The 16686-nt window shown below is 59.0% G+C and carries 20 protein-coding genes and 1 riboswitch; all 20 genes read left to right on the top strand.

Translation table 11 applies throughout. The annotated features are described in order from the left end of the window. Nucleotides 1-184: 184 nt before the first annotated feature. Nucleotides 185-403: riboswitch (cobalamin riboswitch) on the top strand. A gap of 172 nt (nt 404-575) precedes the next feature. The 20 genes from WG891_RS16425 (at nt 576) to WG891_RS16330 (ending at nt 16683) form a co-directional block, all read left to right on the top strand. Beyond that, nucleotides 576-1958, top strand: a complete 1383-nt coding sequence (locus WG891_RS16425) for a cobyrinate a,c-diamide synthase (RefSeq protein ID WP_337263776.1) — start codon at nt 576-578, stop codon at nt 1956-1958. After that, nucleotides 1955-2911: an adenosylcobinamide-phosphate synthase CbiB gene (gene cbiB / locus WG891_RS16420; RefSeq protein ID WP_337263777.1), complete on the top strand. Its 957-nt coding sequence runs from the start codon at nt 1955-1957 to the stop codon at nt 2909-2911. The genes WG891_RS16425 and cbiB overlap by 4 nt, the downstream gene beginning before the upstream one ends. A gap of 12 nt (nt 2912-2923) precedes the next feature. Beyond that, nucleotides 2924-3556 (top strand): cobalt-precorrin-8 methylmutase, encoded by a 633-nt coding sequence (locus WG891_RS16415; protein WP_337263778.1) that lies wholly within the window; start codon nt 2924-2926, stop codon nt 3554-3556. Next, nucleotides 3553-4683, top strand: coding sequence for a cobalt-precorrin-5B (C(1))-methyltransferase CbiD (cbiD, locus tag WG891_RS16410; protein WP_337263779.1), 1131 nt, complete (start codon nt 3553-3555; stop codon nt 4681-4683). The genes WG891_RS16415 and cbiD overlap by 4 nt, the downstream gene beginning before the upstream one ends. Next, entirely contained in the window at nt 4680-5285 is a 606-nt protein-coding gene (locus tag WG891_RS16405; RefSeq protein ID WP_337263780.1) for a cobalt-precorrin-7 (C(5))-methyltransferase, read from the top strand. The genes cbiD and WG891_RS16405 overlap by 4 nt, the downstream gene beginning before the upstream one ends. Continuing rightward, a complete protein-coding gene (locus WG891_RS16400) occupies nt 5275-5844 on the top strand; it encodes a decarboxylating cobalt-precorrin-6B (C(15))-methyltransferase (protein WP_337263781.1) in 570 nt (189 codons plus the stop codon). Before WG891_RS16405 ends, WG891_RS16400 begins: the two co-directional genes overlap by 11 nt. Next, nucleotides 5837-6613: a cobalt-precorrin-4 methyltransferase gene (locus WG891_RS16395; RefSeq protein WP_337263782.1), complete on the top strand. Its 777-nt coding sequence runs from the start codon at nt 5837-5839 to the stop codon at nt 6611-6613. The genes WG891_RS16400 and WG891_RS16395 overlap by 8 nt, the downstream gene beginning before the upstream one ends. Then, nucleotides 6594-7655, top strand: a complete 1062-nt coding sequence (cbiG, locus tag WG891_RS16390; protein ID WP_337263783.1) for a cobalt-precorrin 5A hydrolase — start codon at nt 6594-6596, stop codon at nt 7653-7655. Before WG891_RS16395 ends, cbiG begins: the two co-directional genes overlap by 20 nt. After that, nucleotides 7649-8374: a precorrin-3B C(17)-methyltransferase gene (locus tag WG891_RS16385; protein WP_337263784.1), complete on the top strand. Its 726-nt coding sequence runs from the start codon at nt 7649-7651 to the stop codon at nt 8372-8374. Before cbiG ends, WG891_RS16385 begins: the two co-directional genes overlap by 7 nt. Further along, a complete protein-coding gene (locus WG891_RS16380) occupies nt 8371-9150 on the top strand; it encodes a cobalt-precorrin-6A reductase (protein WP_337263785.1) in 780 nt (259 codons plus the stop codon). Before WG891_RS16385 ends, WG891_RS16380 begins: the two co-directional genes overlap by 4 nt. 1 nt (nt 9151) lies before the next feature. Beyond that, entirely contained in the window at nt 9152-9946 is a 795-nt protein-coding gene (gene cbiK, locus WG891_RS16375; RefSeq protein WP_337263786.1) for a sirohydrochlorin cobaltochelatase, read from the top strand. Next, nucleotides 9946-10659, top strand: a complete 714-nt coding sequence (locus WG891_RS16370; protein ID WP_337263787.1) for a cobalt-factor II C(20)-methyltransferase — start codon at nt 9946-9948, stop codon at nt 10657-10659. Before cbiK ends, WG891_RS16370 begins: the two co-directional genes overlap by 1 nt. Before the next feature lie 3 nt (nt 10660-10662). Beyond that, a complete protein-coding gene (gene cbiM / locus WG891_RS16365; protein WP_337263788.1) occupies nt 10663-11394 on the top strand; it encodes a cobalt ECF transporter S component CbiM in 732 nt (243 codons plus the stop codon). A 1-nt stretch (nt 11395) separates the two neighbouring features. Next, nucleotides 11396-11677, top strand: coding sequence for an energy-coupling factor ABC transporter substrate-binding protein (locus WG891_RS16360; RefSeq protein WP_337263789.1), 282 nt, complete (start codon nt 11396-11398; stop codon nt 11675-11677). Further along, on the top strand, nt 11664-12341 hold the full coding sequence (locus WG891_RS16355) for an energy-coupling factor ABC transporter transmembrane protein (protein ID WP_337263813.1): 678 nt from the start codon (nt 11664-11666) through the stop codon (nt 12339-12341). Before WG891_RS16360 ends, WG891_RS16355 begins: the two co-directional genes overlap by 14 nt. 13 nt (nt 12342-12354) lie before the next feature. Further along, nucleotides 12355-13167 carry an ATP-binding cassette domain-containing protein gene (locus WG891_RS16350; RefSeq protein ID WP_337263790.1) on the top strand — a complete coding sequence of 271 codons (813 nt, stop codon included), beginning with the start codon at nt 12355-12357 and terminating at the stop codon, nt 13165-13167. Next, nucleotides 13167-14696: a cobyric acid synthase gene (locus WG891_RS16345; protein WP_337263791.1), complete on the top strand. Its 1530-nt coding sequence runs from the start codon at nt 13167-13169 to the stop codon at nt 14694-14696. The genes WG891_RS16350 and WG891_RS16345 overlap by 1 nt, the downstream gene beginning before the upstream one ends. A 74-nt stretch (nt 14697-14770) precedes the next feature. Further along, nucleotides 14771-15313, top strand: coding sequence for a bifunctional adenosylcobinamide kinase/adenosylcobinamide-phosphate guanylyltransferase (gene cobU / locus WG891_RS16340; protein WP_337263792.1), 543 nt, complete (start codon nt 14771-14773; stop codon nt 15311-15313). After that, entirely contained in the window at nt 15310-16056 is a 747-nt protein-coding gene (cobS, locus tag WG891_RS16335) for an adenosylcobinamide-GDP ribazoletransferase (RefSeq protein ID WP_337263793.1), read from the top strand. Before cobU ends, cobS begins: the two co-directional genes overlap by 4 nt. A gap of 9 nt (nt 16057-16065) precedes the next feature. After that, nucleotides 16066-16683, top strand: a complete 618-nt coding sequence (locus WG891_RS16330) for an adenosylcobalamin/alpha-ribazole phosphatase (RefSeq protein ID WP_337263794.1) — start codon at nt 16066-16068, stop codon at nt 16681-16683. The last annotated feature ends 3 nt before the right edge of the window (nt 16684-16686 follow it).

The following is a 16686-nucleotide window of genomic DNA, read 5'->3' as shown; positions in this document are numbered from 1 at the left end:
CCGTTGTCAGAGAGCAATATTTTACTATCGTGTGGCCATGTTTTTTTCGCAAATAAATAAACTGAACATTTTTTTATTAATTAGCTGACGTATATTAATTATTATCAGTAAGACGTTCTATAGAGAAAATATTTAATGCTATCGCAATGTTAATAAATTGATAGATTAAATGAGTTAGGTAAAAGAATTATTATCGCCAACTGGATAACTCACAATCTGAATAAATTGTGATTGGGAAGGGGGTGTTAATCCCCCGCAGCCCCCGCTGCTGTGATGCTGACGATTTCACCGTATAGCCAAAGTATTTTGTAAGGCGCTGGTTATGCCACTGATCTGTAGATCGGGAAGGTGGTGGATGAGGATGAAGCTAAGCCAGAAGACCGGCCAGTTGGTTTACCCCCTGCGTACTTGAGTTGTAAAGGTGCTAGCTGCCTACCTGCAACGCCAAGTTCTTTGGGGCTAGCATTCAACTCCTTCGGAGGGAAGCGGGTTGTCACTAGATACGTGCAGCGTTGGTGCTGTGTGAGCGTATCTTTTTGACGCCGAAATCCCGACCGAGTGGCCGGGATTTTTTTATGCAGCCAACAGACAAAAGCGCTTTTCTGATCGCAGGTACCGGCAGCGGCTGTGGCAAAACCACGCTGACGCTCGGCATCCTGCGCGCGCTGCAACGGCGCGGCCTGCGCGTGCAACCGTTCAAGGTCGGCCCCGACTATCTGGATACTGGCTGGCACCGTGCCGTTTCCGGCGTGGCATCGCGCAACCTGGATGCCTTTATGCTGCCAGCGGCAACCCTCAACGGCCTGTACAACCAACATCGGTGCCATGCCGATGTGGCGGTGATCGAAGGCGTGATGGGGCTGTACGACGGCTATGGTATTGATCCCGACTATTGCAGCAGTGCGGCGCTGGCCAAGCAACTGGGCTGCCCGGTGATCCTGCTGGTGGACGGCAAAGCGGTATCCACCTCGGTGGCGGCAACCGTGCTGGGTTTCCGCCAGTTTGATCCGGCACTGAATCTAGCTGGGGTGATCGTCAACCGGGTGAATTCAGACCAACATTACCAACTGATTCGTCAGGCTATCGAACGTTATTGCGCCATACCGGTGTTAGGGCGCTTGCCGGTGCTGGCGGAGGTGGCGTTACCGTCCCGCCATCTGGGGCTGGTTGCTGCACAAGAAAGTGCTGGCAACGATCCCTGCTGGCAGCGGCTGGCGCAGCAGGTTGAAGCCCATGTCGATCTCGATCGCTTGCTGGCGCTGACCCTCTCTGGCCACCAACCGGTCGGCCAACCCCCGGCATTACCCGCGCCTGAACTGGCCGCAGGCTTAACCTTGGCGCTGGCCGAGGATGAGGCTTTCAACTTCTACTACCCGGATAACCTCGATCTGCTGGAGCAGGCGGGCGTGCGCATCCAACGGTTCAGCCCGCTGCACGATCGCCAATTGCCGGCTTGCCAGATGATCTACCTCGGCGGCGGCTACCCCGAAGTACATGCAGCGCAACTGGCGGCCAACATGCAGATGCACGCTGCGCTACAGGCGGCGCAGCGGCGGCAGATTCCGATCTATGCCGAATGCGGTGGCCTGATGTATCTCGGCCAGGGGCTGACCGACAGTGCTGGGCAGTGCCACCGGATGAGCGGCATTTTGCCGGGGGAAAGCCGCATGGGAGATCGCCTGACGCGCTTCGGCTATTGCCAGTGGCAAGCCCGTACCGACACGTTGCTGGCCGCCAAAGGGGAAACCCTGCGCGGCCACGAGTTTCACTATTCCGATTTTTCCAGCCCGCTGACGCCGGTATTTGACTGCGCCAAATGGCGCGACGGCGTTGCGGTACAGCGCTGGCAGGGGGGGTATCAGCTTGGCCGCACTCAGGCCAGCTATCTGCATATTCATTTTGCACAACGCCCTGGCTTGTTGGATCGCTGGCTGACGGCGGCCAGGAGCGTGCTATGACGCTGGCAGCCTGGTTTGCGGCTTTTCTGCTCGACAGCCTGCTGGGCGATCCGCCGCACTGGCCGCATCCGGTGCGCTGGATCGGTAACCTGATTAACGTTCTGCAACGCCCGATCCGCCGCGCTTGCCACAGCGAAAGGGCGCTCAGGATCGGCGGTGGGCTGCTGTGGTTGGCGGTAGTGGGGCTGGTGTGGTTGCTCAGTTGGGGCTTTTTAGCACTGCTGACGCAGATCCACCCTTGGCTCGGCTGGCTGGCTGAAGTGTGGCTGATCTACACCCTGCTGGCCGCGCGCTGCCTGGAGGATGCGGCGATGGAGGTGCACTACGCGCTGGAGTACGCCGGTTTGGAAGAGAGCCGGCGCAAACTGTCGTGGATTGTCGGGCGTGATACGTCGCAGCTCGAAGCCCCGCAAATTAACCGCGCGGTGGTGGAGACGGTGGCAGAAAACAGCGTAGACGGCGTGATCGCGCCGCTGATGTTCCTGCTGCTCGGCGGTGCGCCGCTGGCGATGGCCTATAAAGCGGTCAATACCCTCGATTCAATGGTCGGTTACAAAACACCGCAATACCGCGCCATCGGCTATGTGTCGGCTCGGATGGACGATCTTGCTAATTGGTTACCGGCCCGGCTGAGTTGGTTGCTGCTGAGTGCGGCGGCCTGGCTGGTGGGGCTGAACTATCGCCGCGCTTTGTGCATTGGCTGGCGCGATCGTTATCAGCACGCCAGCCCGAACTGCGCCTGGCCGGAGGCGACGGTGGCCGGAGCCCTGGGGATTCGCTTGGGTGGGCCGAATGATTACTTTGGTCAGCGGGTAGAAAAACCCTGGATCGGTGACGGCCAGCGGGAAGTGGCGCTGGCGGATATCCCCCACAGCATTCATTTGATGAGGATGGCTGCGTTACTGGCGCTGCTGCTGTTTGCACTGTTGCGCCTGCTTTGGGTTGGCGCTTAGAGAAGGATCGCGATGAACTACCTTAAACAACCGCAACACATTGAGCAGCAAAGCTTCAGGATTATCGAGCAGATTATCGCCTGCGAACGCCCGGATTACCGTTTTGCCGATGCCTGGCAGGAAGCGGTGATTAAGCGGGTGATCCACACCACCGCCGATTTCGATTGGCTGGATATTCTGTGGTTTTCCCCAAACGTGCTGCACGTGCTCACTGAGGGATTGCGCCGTGGCTGCACGTTGTATACCGATACCACCATGGCGCTCTCCGGCATCAACAAAACCCTGTTGCAGCAGATGGGGTGCCAATGCCGTTGCTATATCAGCGATCCACGGGTGATTGATACCGCGAGAACCCAAGGGATCACCCGTTCGATGGCGGCGGTGGATATTGCGTTGGCGGAAGCCGGGGAAAAGCTGTTTGTGTTCGGCAATGCTCCTACTGCGCTATTCCGCTTGCTGGAACAGCAAGCCAACCCGCTGGCGGTGATCGGTGTGCCGGTGGGGTTTGTCGGTGCGGCGGAATCCAAACAGGCGTTACAGAACAGCCCGTTACCGAGCATCGTTGCCTGTGGGCGCAAAGGCGGCAGCAACGTGGCCGCCGCGATTATCAACGCCACGTTGTATTACCTGCGGGGGGAACTATGAGCCTGCAAGACAGCGTGTGGCATCACGGCAAGCGCTATCGCAAAGGTTACACCACCGGTTCTTGCGCCACGGCGGCGGCGAAGGTGGCGGCGCTGATGGTGCTGCGCCAGCAGATCATCCATCAGGTGGCGATCGTTACGCCTTCGGGCGTGACGCTAAATCTGAACGTTGAGCAACCGCTGATTGAAGGGCAACAGGCAACGGCGGCGATTCGCAAAGACGGCGGCGACGATGTGGATGCTACGCACGGCATGCTGATTTTTGCCCGCGTCACGCTGCAAAACGACCACCAGCAGATCTTACTGCACGGTGGGGCAGGCGTGGGCACCGTTACCCGCAAAGGTATCGGCTTGGCCGTTGGCAGCGCGGCGATCAACCGCACGCCGCGTCAGACCATCGAAGCCGCCGTACGCGAGGTGATTGGCCCACTGCGCGGCGCACAGGTAGAGATTTTTGCGCCGGAAGGGATCGCGCGGGCGCAGAAAACCTACAACGGCCGGTTGGGGATTTTGGGGGGCATTTCGATCATCGGCACCACCGGCATTGTCACGCCGATGTCGGAAGAGAGCTGGAAGCGTTCGCTGGCTTTAGAGCTGGAAATGAAGCGAGCCGCAGGGTTGGATAAGGTGATCCTGGTGCCGGGTAACCACGGTGAGCGCTTTGTACGCGAACGGCTTGGGCTGGATAGCCAACAAGTGGTGACCATGAGCAATTTTGTCGGCTACCTGTTGCAAGAAGCGGTACGGCTGGAGTTCCGCCATATTGTGCTGGTGGGCCATCCGGGCAAGCTGGTCAAGATAGCCGCCGGGATCTTCCATACCCACAGCCATATCGCCGACGGGCGTATGGAAACCCTGATCGCCCATCTGGCGCTGATGGGCGCCCCGCTGGCGCTGTTGCAACAGGTTGAACAGTGCGACACCACCGAAGCGGCCATGGAACTGATCGCCGTGCAAGGCTGGCAGGCGCTGTATCCGCGCATCGCCAGGCGGATCTGCGAGCGGGTGCAGGAAATGCTGCGTTTTAGCGTTAACCCGCCGGGTTGCGACGCGATTCTGTTTTCTTTCGATCAGCAGATCCTGGGCTGCAACCGGCCGCTGCAAGAGATTGTGGAGGTGATGCGATGATCGTTGTGGCTGGCGTCGGCCCCGGCAATCCCCAATTACTGACGCCACAGGCGCAGGTGGCGATCGCCACTGCCGATTGGCTGGTTGGTGGGGCGCGTCACTTGGCTGTCTTTGCTACAGCCGCTCATAAAACCCGCACCCTGGATGCCGACTTGAGCGCTTTGCTGACATGGTTGCGTGCTCACCTTGGTTCGCAACGCATTGTGGTACTGGCTTCTGGCGATCCGCTGTTGTTCGGCATTGGTAAATGGTTGGCGGCACATTTCTCAGCGCCGGAGCTGCAGGTCATTCCTGGCATCAGCGCCATTCAATACCTGTGCGCACGAATCGCCTTGGACATGAACGATATTTATCTCACCAGCAGCCATGGCCGCACGCCGGATTTTGACTGGCTATTGCAACACCACAAGGTAGCGATGGTGACCGATGCGGCGATCGGGCCGCGTGCCATTGCCGACGCCATTCTCCAGCGCGGCCTGATACGCAGCCTGATTATCGGTGAGAACCTTTCGCTGCCGGCCGAACGGATTTATCGCTTGCCACCGGCGGCGGTCGCGCAACGTTATGACATGAATGTGGTGGTGATCCTCAATGAAAGATGATGCATTTTTACGCGGGCAACGCGTGCCGATGACTAAAGAAGCCGTGCGCTTGCTGGCGCTGGAGCGGTTAGCGTTGGCGGGGGCCGAGCACTTGATCGACGTAGGTGCCGGAACCGGCAGCGTTGCGCTGGAGGCCGCGTTGCGTTTCCCCGCGTTGCTGGTCACCGCGATTGAACATAACCCCGCCGCGCTGGCCTTGATTGCCGAAAACCGCCAGCGGTTGGGGTGCGGCAACGTCAACATTGTGGCCGCCACTGCCCCGCTGGCGTTAGAACCGCTGGCCGATGCGGTGTTTATCGGCGGCAGCGGCGGGCAACTGCTGGCCCTGATCGATTGGGCGCTGGCGCAACTGCGCCCCGCTGGTCGCCTGGTGTTGAGCTTTATTTTGCTGAACAACTTCACGGAGGCGCTGGCCTGCCTGCAAGCGCGCAACGTGGAGGGGATCTGCGGCGAGCAACTGCAATTCTCAGCCCTGACGCCGCTGGGCCGTGGCTACTATTTTAAGCCGAACAACCCCACCTATCTTATTTCTTGCCGCAAGGAGGGCCGCGATGTCTGAACACCTTTGGGATACACAGAAAGTCTGGTTTGTTGGCGCAGGGCCGGGGGACCCGGAGCTAATCACGCTGAAAGGCTACCGGCTGCTGCAACAGGCGCAGGTGGTGATCTACGCCGGTTCACTGATTAATAGCGAACTGTTGCGCTATTGCCCGCCGCAGGCCGAACTGCACGACAGCGCGGGCCTGACGCTGGAGCAAATCATTGCGCTGATGGTGAACGGCGTGCGCGCGGGCAAGCTGGTGGTGCGGCTGCAAACCGGCGATCTCTCGCTGTACGGTTCGATCCGCGAGCAGGGCGAAATGCTGGCGCAGCAGGGGATCGGCTTTGTCTCCGTGCCGGGGGTGAGCGCGTTTCTGGGGGCAGCGGCACAACTGGGGGTGGAGTACACCGTGCCTGAAGTGGCGCAGAGCCTGATCATTACCCGCATTGAAGGGCGCACGCCGATGCCGCCGCGCGAACAGCTAGCCGCTTTTGCCGCCCATCAGACCTCGATGGCGATTTTCCTTTCCGTGCAGGAGATGGCGCGGGTGGTGGAGCAGTTGATCGCGGGCGGCTATCCGCCACAGACGCCGGTGGCGGTGGTGTACAAAGCCACCTGGAAAGAGAGCCAAACGGTGCGCGGCACGCTGGTGGAGATCGCGCAAAAAGTCCGTGCGGCAGCGATCCACAAAACCGCGCTGATCCTGGTGGGTGCCTTTTTGGGGGACGAATACCACTATTCCAAGCTGTATGACGCGGGGTTCAGCCATGAATACCGTCAAGCCTGAAGCCATTGCCCTGTTCTGCCTGACACCGGGCGGCGTGCGGCTGGAGCAGCGCTTGCAAACCCACTTGCCGCTCACCTGTTTTACCAGCGAAAAGCTGCTGATGCCGGGCTTCCAGCCGTTTAACGGTAGCTTCGGCGCTACGCTGCGCGAGGCGTTCAAAAGCTATTCGGCCTTGGTGGTGGTGGGGGCCACCGGCCTGACCGTGCGGGTGATTGCCCCGTTGGTGAACGATAAAATGAGCGATCCGGCGGTGGTGGTGATCGACGAACGCGGCCAGCATGTGATCAGCCTGCTGTCGGGCCATGTGGGGGGGGCAAATGCGTTGACGCTGTTTCTGGCGGGGCTGCTGGGGGCCGATCCGGTGATCACCACCGCGACCGATGTCAATCAAATGGCCGCGCTGGATACCCTGGCGACGCAACTGGATGCCGAGATGCAGGATTTCCGTCAGGCGGTGAAAACGGTGAACCAGCAATTGGTCAGCGGCCAGAAAGTTGGGCTGTGGTGGGATGAGCCTTTGCAGGCGGAACAACCCGGCTGCGATACCCGTGGCTTTATCCCCGTGGCGGATTTACACCATCTGCCAGCGCTGGACGCGCTGGTGTGCGTCAGCCTGCGCGCTTGCTTACCGGCGCTGCCGCTGCCGGTGTACAAACTGGTGCCGCGTCGGGTGGTGGTGGGCATCGGTTGCCGCCGCGCCACGGCATTAAAAACCTTGATTGACCTGCTGCAACAACAACTGGCAGACAACCATTTCGATCCGATGGCGCTGCGCGCTATCGGCAGCGTCGCCATCAAAAAAGATGAGCCAGCCTTGCAACAATTGGCGCGTTGCTGGCGAGTGCCGTTCGAACTGTTCAGCAGCCATGAGTTGCGCCACCACGAACAACGCTTCCCGGCCTCTGATTTTGTGCGAGCCACGGTAGGCGTTGGCAGCGTTTCACAGCCGGTAGCCTGGCTGATGAGCGGAGGAAAACTGGTGGGCAACACGCTGCGTGAGCAGGGGGTCACCATGACATTGGGAGTAGCACATTCATGTTAAGCGTGATTGGCATTGGGCCAGGCAGTGAATCGATGATGACGCAGGATGCGATCGAGGCGATCCGCGCGGCAGAAATTATCGTCGGCTATAAAACCTATACCCACCTGGTGAAGCCGTTGATCGGCGATAAGCAGGTGATCAAAACCGGTATGTGTAAGGAGATTGAACGCTGTCAGGTGGCGATCGATTTGGCCTTGGCGGGCCACAACGTGGCGCTGATCAGTAGCGGTGATGCCGGGATTTACGGCATGGCCGGGTTGGTGCTGGAGCTTGTCGGCCAGCAGCAGTTAGATCTGGAGGTGAAGCTGGTGGCGGGTATTACCGCCAGCATCGCCGCCGCCTCACTGCTCGGTGCGCCGCTGATGCATGATTTTTGCCATATCAGCCTGAGTGACTTGCTTACCCCGTGGCCGGTGATCGAAAAACGCATCATTGCCGCCGCGCAGGCCGACTTTGTGATCTGCTTCTACAACCCGCGCAGCCGTGGCCGGGAAGGGCATCTCGCTCGCGCCTTTGCGCTGATGCAACCTTATAAAGCGGCTGCAACGCTGGTCGGCGTGGTGAAGGCCGCTGGCCGCAAAAAGCAGGAAAAGTGGTTAACCACGCTCGGTGAGATGGATTTTGCACCGGTCGATATGACCAGCCTGGTGATTGTCGGCAACCAAACCACCTATTGCCGCAACGGGCTGATGATCACTCCGCGGGGTTATGCACTGTGATCCATATCTTCGGTGGAACCCACGATGCGCGGTTGATTTGCCAGTGCCTGGATCGGGCCGGTGAACGCTATAGCCTGTCGGTGGCCAGCGATGCGGGTAAACAGCTGGCGGGCAACCTTCAGGGTGAGGTGGTGGTTGGGCGCATGAACAGCAACGAGATGGCGGATTATCTGCAACAGCGTGGCATTCGCTGGGTGATCGATGCCTCGCACCCTTATGCCGATGCATTGAGCACCAATGTGATGAACGCCTGCCACCGCTTGGGGCTGCGCCTGACGCGCTATCAGCGCCCGAGCGAAATTGACCGGCTGTCGCACCCGCAGTTGTACAAGGTGAATACGGTGGCTGAAGCCTGCGTGTTGGCTCAGGGGATGGGGCAACGGGTGTTACTGACCACTGGCAGCAAGCAATTGGCGGAATATCAGCGCGGCCTGCCGGGGAAAACTCTGCTGGTCAGAGTATTACCGACCGCCGAGGTGTTAGCGCAAAGCGAAGCGCTGGGGTTAGGGGTGGATAACATCATCGCCCTGCGCGGCCCGTTCAGTGCGCGCTTCAACCAGGCATTGTACGAGTTTTGCCAGCCGGACGTGGTGATCACCAAAGAATCCGGCAGCGAAGGGGGCTATCTGCAAAAGGTTGAACCCTGTTTGGTATTAAACATTCCCTGCATCGTGGTGCGTCGCCCGCAACCGTTAGAAAACGGGAGTGAACAGATAGACTCATTGGCAGCCTTTGCGCAGTTGTTGGCCCACTGGCAGAAACCTCAAGGGAAGTGATATGAAAAAAGCGCTGTTAGTGATCAGTTTTGGTACCAGCTATGCAAGCACGCGGCAGAAAAACATCGAAGCCTGTGAGCAGCAGTTGGCAGCAGGCTGCGGCGATCGCCATCTGTTCCGCGCATTCACCTCGGAAATGATTATCCGCAAGCTGCGCCAGCGCGACGGCTTGCAGATCGATAACCCACAGCAGGCGCTACAGCGTTTGGCAGAGGCGGGTTATCAGGATGTGGCGATCCAGTCGCTGCACATCATTAACGGCGACGAATATGAAAAAGTGGCCAGCGAAGTACGCGCCAATCGCCACCGTTTCTGGCGTTTGGCGTTGGGCAAACCGTTGCTCAGCAGCTTTGCCGACTATCAGCAATTACTGCTGGCATTACAGGGGCAAATGCCGCCGCTGGCCGCCGATGAGCGGGTGGTGTTTATGGGCCATGGTACCGGCCATCACGCCTTTGCCGCCTATGCCTGCCTGGATCATCTGATGGCCGCACAGCGCTTCCCGGCGCTGGTGGGGGCGGTAGAGAGTTACCCGGAGGTGGACGGGCTGATCGCCCGCTTGCAGCAACAGCGGGTGCGCAAAGTGCATTTGATGCCGCTGATGCTGGTGGCAGGCGATCACGCGATTAATGATATGGCCTCTGCCGACCCCGGTTCCTGGGGCTCGCAAATGGCGGCGGCCGGGATTGAAACGCAATGCTGGCTGCAAGGGTTGGGCGAAAACCCGCTGATTCGCCAGATGTTTGCCGAACATCTGCACGCGGCTTTGTGCCACAACCAGCAGGAGGTGGCCTGATGAGCGGCAAACTGTATGCACTGGGCGTCGGCCCAGGGGGCAGTGATTTGCTGACCGTGCGTGCCGCCCGGCTGCTTGGCCAGCTTGATGTGCTGTATGCCCCGGCGGGCCGTAAAGGCGGCGACAGCCTGGCGCTGGCGATCGTGCGGGAATACCTGCTGCCACACACCGAGATCCGCACCTGCCATTTCCCAATGAGCGCCGATGATGCACAAAAACAGGCGGCCTGGGACGACGTAGCGCAGCAGCTTAAGGCGGAAGTCGCGCGTGGCAAACAGGTGGGTTTTATCACGCTGGGTGATGCCATGCTGTTCAGCACCTGGGTTTTTCTGCTGGCGCGCCTTGGCCGCCCGGCCTGGCTGGAGATTGTGCCGGGCGTCACCTCGTTTGCGGCGATCGCCGCGCGCGCTGCCTTGCCGCTGGCGATGGAAACGCAGTCGTTGGCGGTAATGTCCTGCGCGGCAGCGGAAGCCGAGCTGGAACAGGCGTTGTTAACCCACGACTGTGTGGTGCTGATGAAAGTGTATGGCCGCTTTGCCAGCATCCAGGCGTTGCTGGCGCGGCTGAAGTTGTTCGATCACGCGCTGCTGATGGCTGAAGCCACGCAGCCGGGCGAGCAGTGCTGGCGGCGGTTGGATCAACTGCCAGCCGACCGGCCGTTGCCCTATTTTTCGACCATTCTGGTGAATAAACGTTGGTTTACCGAGGAGTAACCGATGGAGACGCAAACCAAGCAGCTTTCATTAATGGGATTAGGATTCGCGTTGTTGATGATCTTGCTGCCGCAAGACGCCTTTGCCATGCACATTATGGAAGGTTTTTTGCCACCGCTGTGGGCGATGGCCTGGTGGCTGCTGTTCCTGCCCTGTTTGTATATCGGGCTACGGCGGATGAAACAGATCGTCAGCGACGACAGCAACCAGAAGGTGCTGCTGGCACTGTGCGCGGCGTTTATTTTCGTGCTCTCAGCGCTCAAGATCCCTTCGCTCACCGGCAGTTGTTCTCACCCCACCGGCGTAGGGCTGGCGGTGATCCTGTTCGGCCCTGCGGTGGTGGCGGTGTTGGGGGCGATCGTGCTGCTGTTCCAGGCGCTGCTGCTGGCTCATGGTGGGCTGACGACGCTCGGGGCCAACGGCATGTCGATGGCGGTGATCGGGCCGGTGGTGGGCTATCTGGTGTGGCAACTGGCCTGTAAATCAGGCCTGCGCCGCGATGTGGCGGTGTTTCTGTGCGCGGCGCTGGCCGATCTGGCGACCTATTTTGTCACCTTGGTACAACTGGGGATGGCCTTTCCGGATCCGCAGTTTGGCATCATCGGCTCCAGCGTGAAATTTATGGGGGTGTTCTGCCTGACGCAAATCCCGATCGCCATTGCCGAAGGGCTACTGACCGTGATGATTTATGACCAGTTGACGAAACGTCGGTTGATCCCGGCAGAGGGACACTGAGATGAAAAAAACGCTGATTCTGCTGGCGCTGGTGGCTGCCCTGGTCATCATGCCATTCTTTATCAACCACGGTGGTGAATATGGCGGCTCCGATGGTGCAGCCAAAACCTTGATCCAGCAAACCTCACCGCACTATCAGCCCTGGTTTGCCCCGCTGTATAAACCGGCCAGCGGTGAGATTGAAAGCCTGTTGTTTACCTTGCAAGGCTCGTTGGGAACGGCAGTGATTTTTTACATTCTGGGTTACTACCGGGGTAAACGCCGTGAGCATGCTGGGGATTGATCGACTGAGCGAACAAAGCCGCTGGCGGCAGCGGGATCCGCGGGCCAAACTGGCGCTGTATGGCCTGTTTCTGCTGTTAGCGATGGTGTTGCCACCGAGCTATCAGGCGCTGTTGCTGGTGATTATCGCGCTGCTGACCTGCTACCTGCTGCGCATCGGCCCGGTGCGGTATCTGCGCTGGCTGGCGATCCCGCTGACTTTTCTGCTGGTGGGGATGTTGACCATTATGCTCTCGGTGGCCCGGCAGCCCGATAGCCTGTGGTGGGGTGTGCAGGTGGGGAACTTCTGGTTGGGTATCGATCGCGCTGGGTTGGTAACGGCCAATCACACCCTGTGGCGTAGCCTGGCCGCGCTGGCCGCCACCTTCTGGTTTGTGCTGAACACGCCATTTCCGCAACTGATCCAGTTGCTCAAGCGCTGCCATGCACCGCGCCTGCTGACGGAGCAAATTCTGCTGACCTGGCGGTTTATCTTTATTTTTATCGAAGAGGCGGCGGCGATCCACCACGCTCAGTCGTTGCGCTTTGGCTATGTGTCGCTGGGCAGCAGCTATCGTTCGATGGCGATGCTGGTGAGTATGTTATTTACCCGGGTGATGATCCGCTATCAGCAGATGATTATCGCGCTGGACGTCAAACTGTATCAGGGGGATTTTCCGCTGTGAGAGCAGGCCGCCGATGTTAAGCACCCGACAATTAAGCTTCAGCTACCAGAATGAACCGGTGCTACAGGAACTGACGCTGGATTTTGGACAGCATGCGGTCACCGGATTGTTGGGGGCGAATGGTTGCGGTAAATCGACGTTGCTGATGAACCTGACCGGCATCTTGCGCCCGCAGCAGGGCGCGGTGCTGTGGCAGGGGGAAGCGCTCAATTACGGCAAAGCCAGCCTGCGGGCGCTGCGCCAGCGGGTGACCACCGTGTTCCAGGATCCGGAACAGCAACTGTTTTATACCGATATCGACAGCGACATCGCCTTCAGCCTGCATAATCTGGGTGTGGATCGGCAGCAGATTGCCAAGCGGGTGGAGCGGGCGTTGACGCTGGTGGATGCGCAGGGTTTCCGGCATAAATCGGTGCAGAACTTGAGTTACGGGCAGAAAAAACGGGTGGCGATCGCCGGGGCGTTGGTGATGGAGGCAGAATACCTGTTGTTGGATGAGCCCACCGCCGGGCTGGATCCGGCGGGGCGGCAGCAGATGATCGCCATCATCGAGCGGATCGTCGCCGAAGGTAAACGGGTAATTATCTCCAGCCATGACATTGATTTGATTTATCATATTTGTGATTACCTGTATGTCCTTTCTCATGGGCGGTTGGTCAGCGCCGGGGAAACGGCGCAGGTTTTCTTGCAGCATGAACAATTATCTGCCGCCGGGCTGGTGCAACCCTGGCTGGTAAAATTGCACAGTGAACTGGGGTTGCCGCTGTGTAAAACGGAACAACAGTTGTTTGCGCTGCTGCGCCAGCGTGACGTGGAGAAAAGGTGATGAAACTGTCCGTAATGGTGCAGGGAACGGCGTCGGATGTCGGCAAAAGCGTGTTGGTGGCCGGTTTGTGCCGCATATTTGCGCAGGATGGTTACCGCTGCGCGCCGTTTAAATCGCAGAATATGGCGCTTAATTCCGGCATTACCGCCCATGGTGAAGAGATGGGCCGAGCGCAGATATTTCAGGCCGAGGCGGCAGGGATTGCGCCCGACGTGCGGATGAACCCGGTGCTGCTGAAGCCCACCAGCGATCGCAAGGCGCAGGTGGTGCTGATGGGCAAAGTGGCCTGCGATATGGATGCGGTTAGTTATCACCACTACAAGCCGCAATTGCAGCAACAGATCCGCGAAGTTTTTTACAGCCTGGTGAGCGACTATGACGTGGTGGTGCTGGAAGGGGCGGGCAGCCCGGCGGAGATCAATTTGCGCGACCGGGATATCGTCAATATGGGCATGGCGGCGATCGCCCAAACGCCGGTGCTGCTGGTGGCGGATATCGATCGCGGCGGCGTTTTTGCTGCCATCTATGGCACGCTGGCGCTGCTGCAGCCGGAAGAGAAAGCGCGGGTAAAAGGGGTGATCATCAATAAATTCCGTGGCGATATCGCGTTGCTTCAATCGGGATTAGAGCAGATCGAAGCTCTGACCGGCGTGCCGGTGTTGGGGGTGATGCCGTGGCTGAATATCGATCTGGAAGATGAAGACGGTGTGGCGCTGCAAAACGGTAAATACCGCCCGGCGGGGGATCATTTGCTGGATATTGTGGTGATACAGCTACCGCATATCGCTAATTTTACCGACTTTAACGCCTTGGCGGCGCAACCGGGCGTGGCGCTGCGTTATGTCACGAATCCTGCGGCGCTGGCCGGTGCCGATCTGATTATTCTGCCGGGCAGTAAAAATACCCTGGGGGATTTGCAGTGGTTACAGCACTGCGGCCTGGCAGCAGCGTTGCAGGCGCAGCATCAGGCTGGAACGCCGATCGTTGGCATCTGTGGCGGTTACCAGATGTTGGGTAAACACGTTATCGATGGCGTCGAGTCCGGCGTGGCGCAAATGGCAGGCTTGGGGTTGCTGGATGTCACCACCCAGTTCGCACGGGAAAAGGTGACGACCCAGGTGAGCGGTGTGAGTCAGCCGCTACTGCCCGGCATAATGGCAGGTTGTGCCGGGCATCCGCTGGCTGGTTACGAAATTCATATGGGGACCACGCAACTCGGTGCGGAAGCACTGCCTTTTGCCTGTTTCACCCAACGCAATGGTGCACCGGGCAATGCCTTTGATGGCGCGGTGAACCGCGCGGGCAACGTAATGGGCAGCTATATTCATGGTCTGTTTGACAGTGGCCCTTTCAGCCGAGCCTTACTGAATGCGTTACGCCGCCGTAAAGGGCTGCCGGTTGATGAGGGGGTGGCGCTGGACTATACCCAGTATAAACAGCGGCAGTTTGACATTCTGGCCGAAGCGATGCGGGAACATATTGATATTAAGGCTATTTACCGCATTATGAGCAGCTATAGAGAGGAGTAATACCAGCCGGTACTAACCAGTTCCCTCTCCTTTGGGGAGAGGGGGAGACTTAACCATCAAGAGGGGAGTATTTCGTGATTCTGATTACCGGCGGCGCACGCAGTGGCAAGAGCTCACTGGCCGAACGGTTGGCGAGTGCGAGCGAACAGGTGTTGTATATCGCCACCTCGGTGGTGAGTGATGCGGAAATGGCCGAGCGGGTCGAATTGCACCGTCAAAGCCGCCCGGCCCATTGGCGCACCTGGGAAGGGAGCCAGCATCTGGCAAAGGTGATTGACGAGCAAGTTATGCCGGGAGAGGCGGTGATCCTTGAATGTATCACCACGCTGCTTGCCAACCAGATGTTTGCCTTAACGGCAGACACGCCGGTGGAAGAGATCGATTTTGCGGCGGTGGAGCATGAACTTCAGCAGCAGATCGGTGAGTTGCTGGCGGCCTGCGCCCGAAGCCCGGCGGCGATTTATCTGGTCACCAACGAGTTGGGTATGGGTATTGTGCCGGAAAACCGTTTGGCGCGGCATTTCCGCGATATCGCTGGCCGGGTCAATCAACGCCTGGCCGCCGCTGCCGAAACGGTGTTTTTGGTGATCTCGGGTATCGAGGTAAAAATCAAATGAGGCTAGGTCTGTTTTTAGCCACCTTGCAGTTTATGACGCGTATTCCGGTGCCTGCCCGTTGGACACAGGGGCTGGAACTGGATCACTACGAGCGCGGCATCGTCGGCTTTCCGTTGATTGGCTTGATCGTCGGTGCCATTGGCGGCGGGGTATTTACTCTGCTATCTCCCTGGTGCGGATTCCCGCTGGCGGCATTGGCTTATGTACTGACTTTGGCGCTGGTAACCGGGGCATTTCATCTTGATGGGTTGGCCGATACCTGCGATGGCGTGTTTTCTGCCCGCAGCCGGGAAAACATGCTGGAGATTATGCGCGACAGCCGCCTGGGGACCAACGGCGGGTTGGCACTGGTGTTTATTGTGCTGGCAAAAGTGCTGGTGGTCAGCGAACTGGCGCTGCGCGGGTTGCCGATGCTGGCCACGCTGATAGCGGCCAGCGTGGTTGGGCGCTCGTTATTGGTATTGTTGATGTATCGTCAGCGCTATGCCCGCGAGGGCGTGGGCTTGGGGAACCTTTATATCGGCCGGATCAATGGCGTGCAAACGGCAACCACGTTGGCCTGCGCAGTGGTGTTGGTGATGTTGTTAGGGCAGAGCAAAGCCATGATCGCGTTGGGCTATACGTTGATCGCCGTGTTGCTATTACGGGCCTATTTGCGCCGTCGCTTGGGGGGGCAAACCGGCGATACGTTGGGGGCGGCGGTGGAAGTGGCCGAACTGGTATTTTTAATGGCGCTGCTGTGAGCGATGACGATGCGATTATTTTTGGTACGACACGGGCAAACGTTGGCCAATCAGCAAGGAGTTTTCTGTGGCATGACCGATGTGCCGTTGACCGAACAGGGGGTGATGCAGGCGCAACGGGTGGCGGAATGGTTGGCCGAGGTGCCTTTTACCCAGGCGACCAGCAGCGAACTGCTGCGGGCGCGGCATACCGCCGAAATCGTGCTGGGGCAACGTGATTTAGTGGCGCAGGCTGACGGCGGTTTTAATGAAATGAACTTTGGCGCCTGGGAGATGCGCCATCACCGTGATTTACAACAGCAGGACGCCGACGCGTGGGCCAACTGGATTGCGGATTGGCAACAGGGCTGCCCGACGGCGGGTGAGTCTTTCCCGTTATTTTCTCAACGCATTCAGCAGCAGGTGCAGCAGCTTTTAACCGACAACGGCGGCGGTAACCGCCTGCTGGTGGCACATCAGGGCAGCCTGAGCCTGCTGCTGGCCGGGCTGCTGGCGATGCCTGCTGCCGGAATGTGGCACTTCCATTTTGAACAAGGAGCCTACAGCATGCTGGAGATCCGCGCTGGGTTCGTTGCGCTGCGGGTTTTTAACAGTCAGGCACGTTGGCTGCCTGCAACAAGAGAATAAACT

The organism is Serratia sp. MMO-28, assembly GCF_037199905.1.
Classification (GTDB): Bacteria; Pseudomonadota; Gammaproteobacteria; order Enterobacterales; family Enterobacteriaceae; genus Chania; species Chania oryzae.
The sequence above is the reverse complement of the archived record's forward strand: the minus strand, read 5'-3'. Positions and strand labels throughout refer to the sequence as shown.

Bases quoted from the DNA above. Each gene is read 5' to 3' on its own strand.
- WG891_RS16330 (WP_337263794.1), top strand. From the start codon at position 16,066: ATGCGATTATTTTTGGTACGACACGGGCAAACGTTGGCCAATCAGCAA.
- WG891_RS16360 (WP_337263789.1), top strand. From the start codon at position 11,396: ATGAAAAAAACGCTGATTCTGCTGGCGCTGGTGGCTGCCCTGGTCATC.
- WG891_RS16345 (WP_337263791.1), top strand. From the start codon at position 13,167: ATGAAACTGTCCGTAATGGTGCAGGGAACGGCGTCGGATGTCGGCAAA.
- WG891_RS16425 (WP_337263776.1), top strand. From the start codon at position 576: ATGCAGCCAACAGACAAAAGCGCTTTTCTGATCGCAGGTACCGGCAGC.
- cbiD (WP_337263779.1), top strand. From the start codon at position 3,553: ATGAGCCTGCAAGACAGCGTGTGGCATCACGGCAAGCGCTATCGCAAA.
- cobS (WP_337263793.1), top strand. From the start codon at position 15,310: ATGAGGCTAGGTCTGTTTTTAGCCACCTTGCAGTTTATGACGCGTATT.
- cbiK (WP_337263786.1), top strand. From the start codon at position 9,152: ATGAAAAAAGCGCTGTTAGTGATCAGTTTTGGTACCAGCTATGCAAGC.
- WG891_RS16385 (WP_337263784.1), top strand. From the start codon at position 7,649: ATGTTAAGCGTGATTGGCATTGGGCCAGGCAGTGAATCGATGATGACG.
- WG891_RS16350 (WP_337263790.1), top strand. From the start codon at position 12,355: ATGTTAAGCACCCGACAATTAAGCTTCAGCTACCAGAATGAACCGGTG.
- cbiM (WP_337263788.1), top strand. From the start codon at position 10,663: ATGGAGACGCAAACCAAGCAGCTTTCATTAATGGGATTAGGATTCGCG.
- WG891_RS16400 (WP_337263781.1), top strand. From the start codon at position 5,275: ATGAAAGATGATGCATTTTTACGCGGGCAACGCGTGCCGATGACTAAA.
- WG891_RS16415 (WP_337263778.1), top strand. From the start codon at position 2,924: ATGAACTACCTTAAACAACCGCAACACATTGAGCAGCAAAGCTTCAGG.
- cbiG (WP_337263783.1), top strand. From the start codon at position 6,594: ATGAATACCGTCAAGCCTGAAGCCATTGCCCTGTTCTGCCTGACACCG.
- WG891_RS16355 (WP_337263813.1), top strand. From the start codon at position 11,664: ATGCTGGGGATTGATCGACTGAGCGAACAAAGCCGCTGGCGGCAGCGG.
- cbiB (WP_337263777.1), top strand. From the start codon at position 1,955: ATGACGCTGGCAGCCTGGTTTGCGGCTTTTCTGCTCGACAGCCTGCTG.
- WG891_RS16405 (WP_337263780.1), top strand. From the start codon at position 4,680: ATGATCGTTGTGGCTGGCGTCGGCCCCGGCAATCCCCAATTACTGACG.
- WG891_RS16395 (WP_337263782.1), top strand. From the start codon at position 5,837: ATGTCTGAACACCTTTGGGATACACAGAAAGTCTGGTTTGTTGGCGCA.
- WG891_RS16370 (WP_337263787.1), top strand. From the start codon at position 9,946: ATGAGCGGCAAACTGTATGCACTGGGCGTCGGCCCAGGGGGCAGTGAT.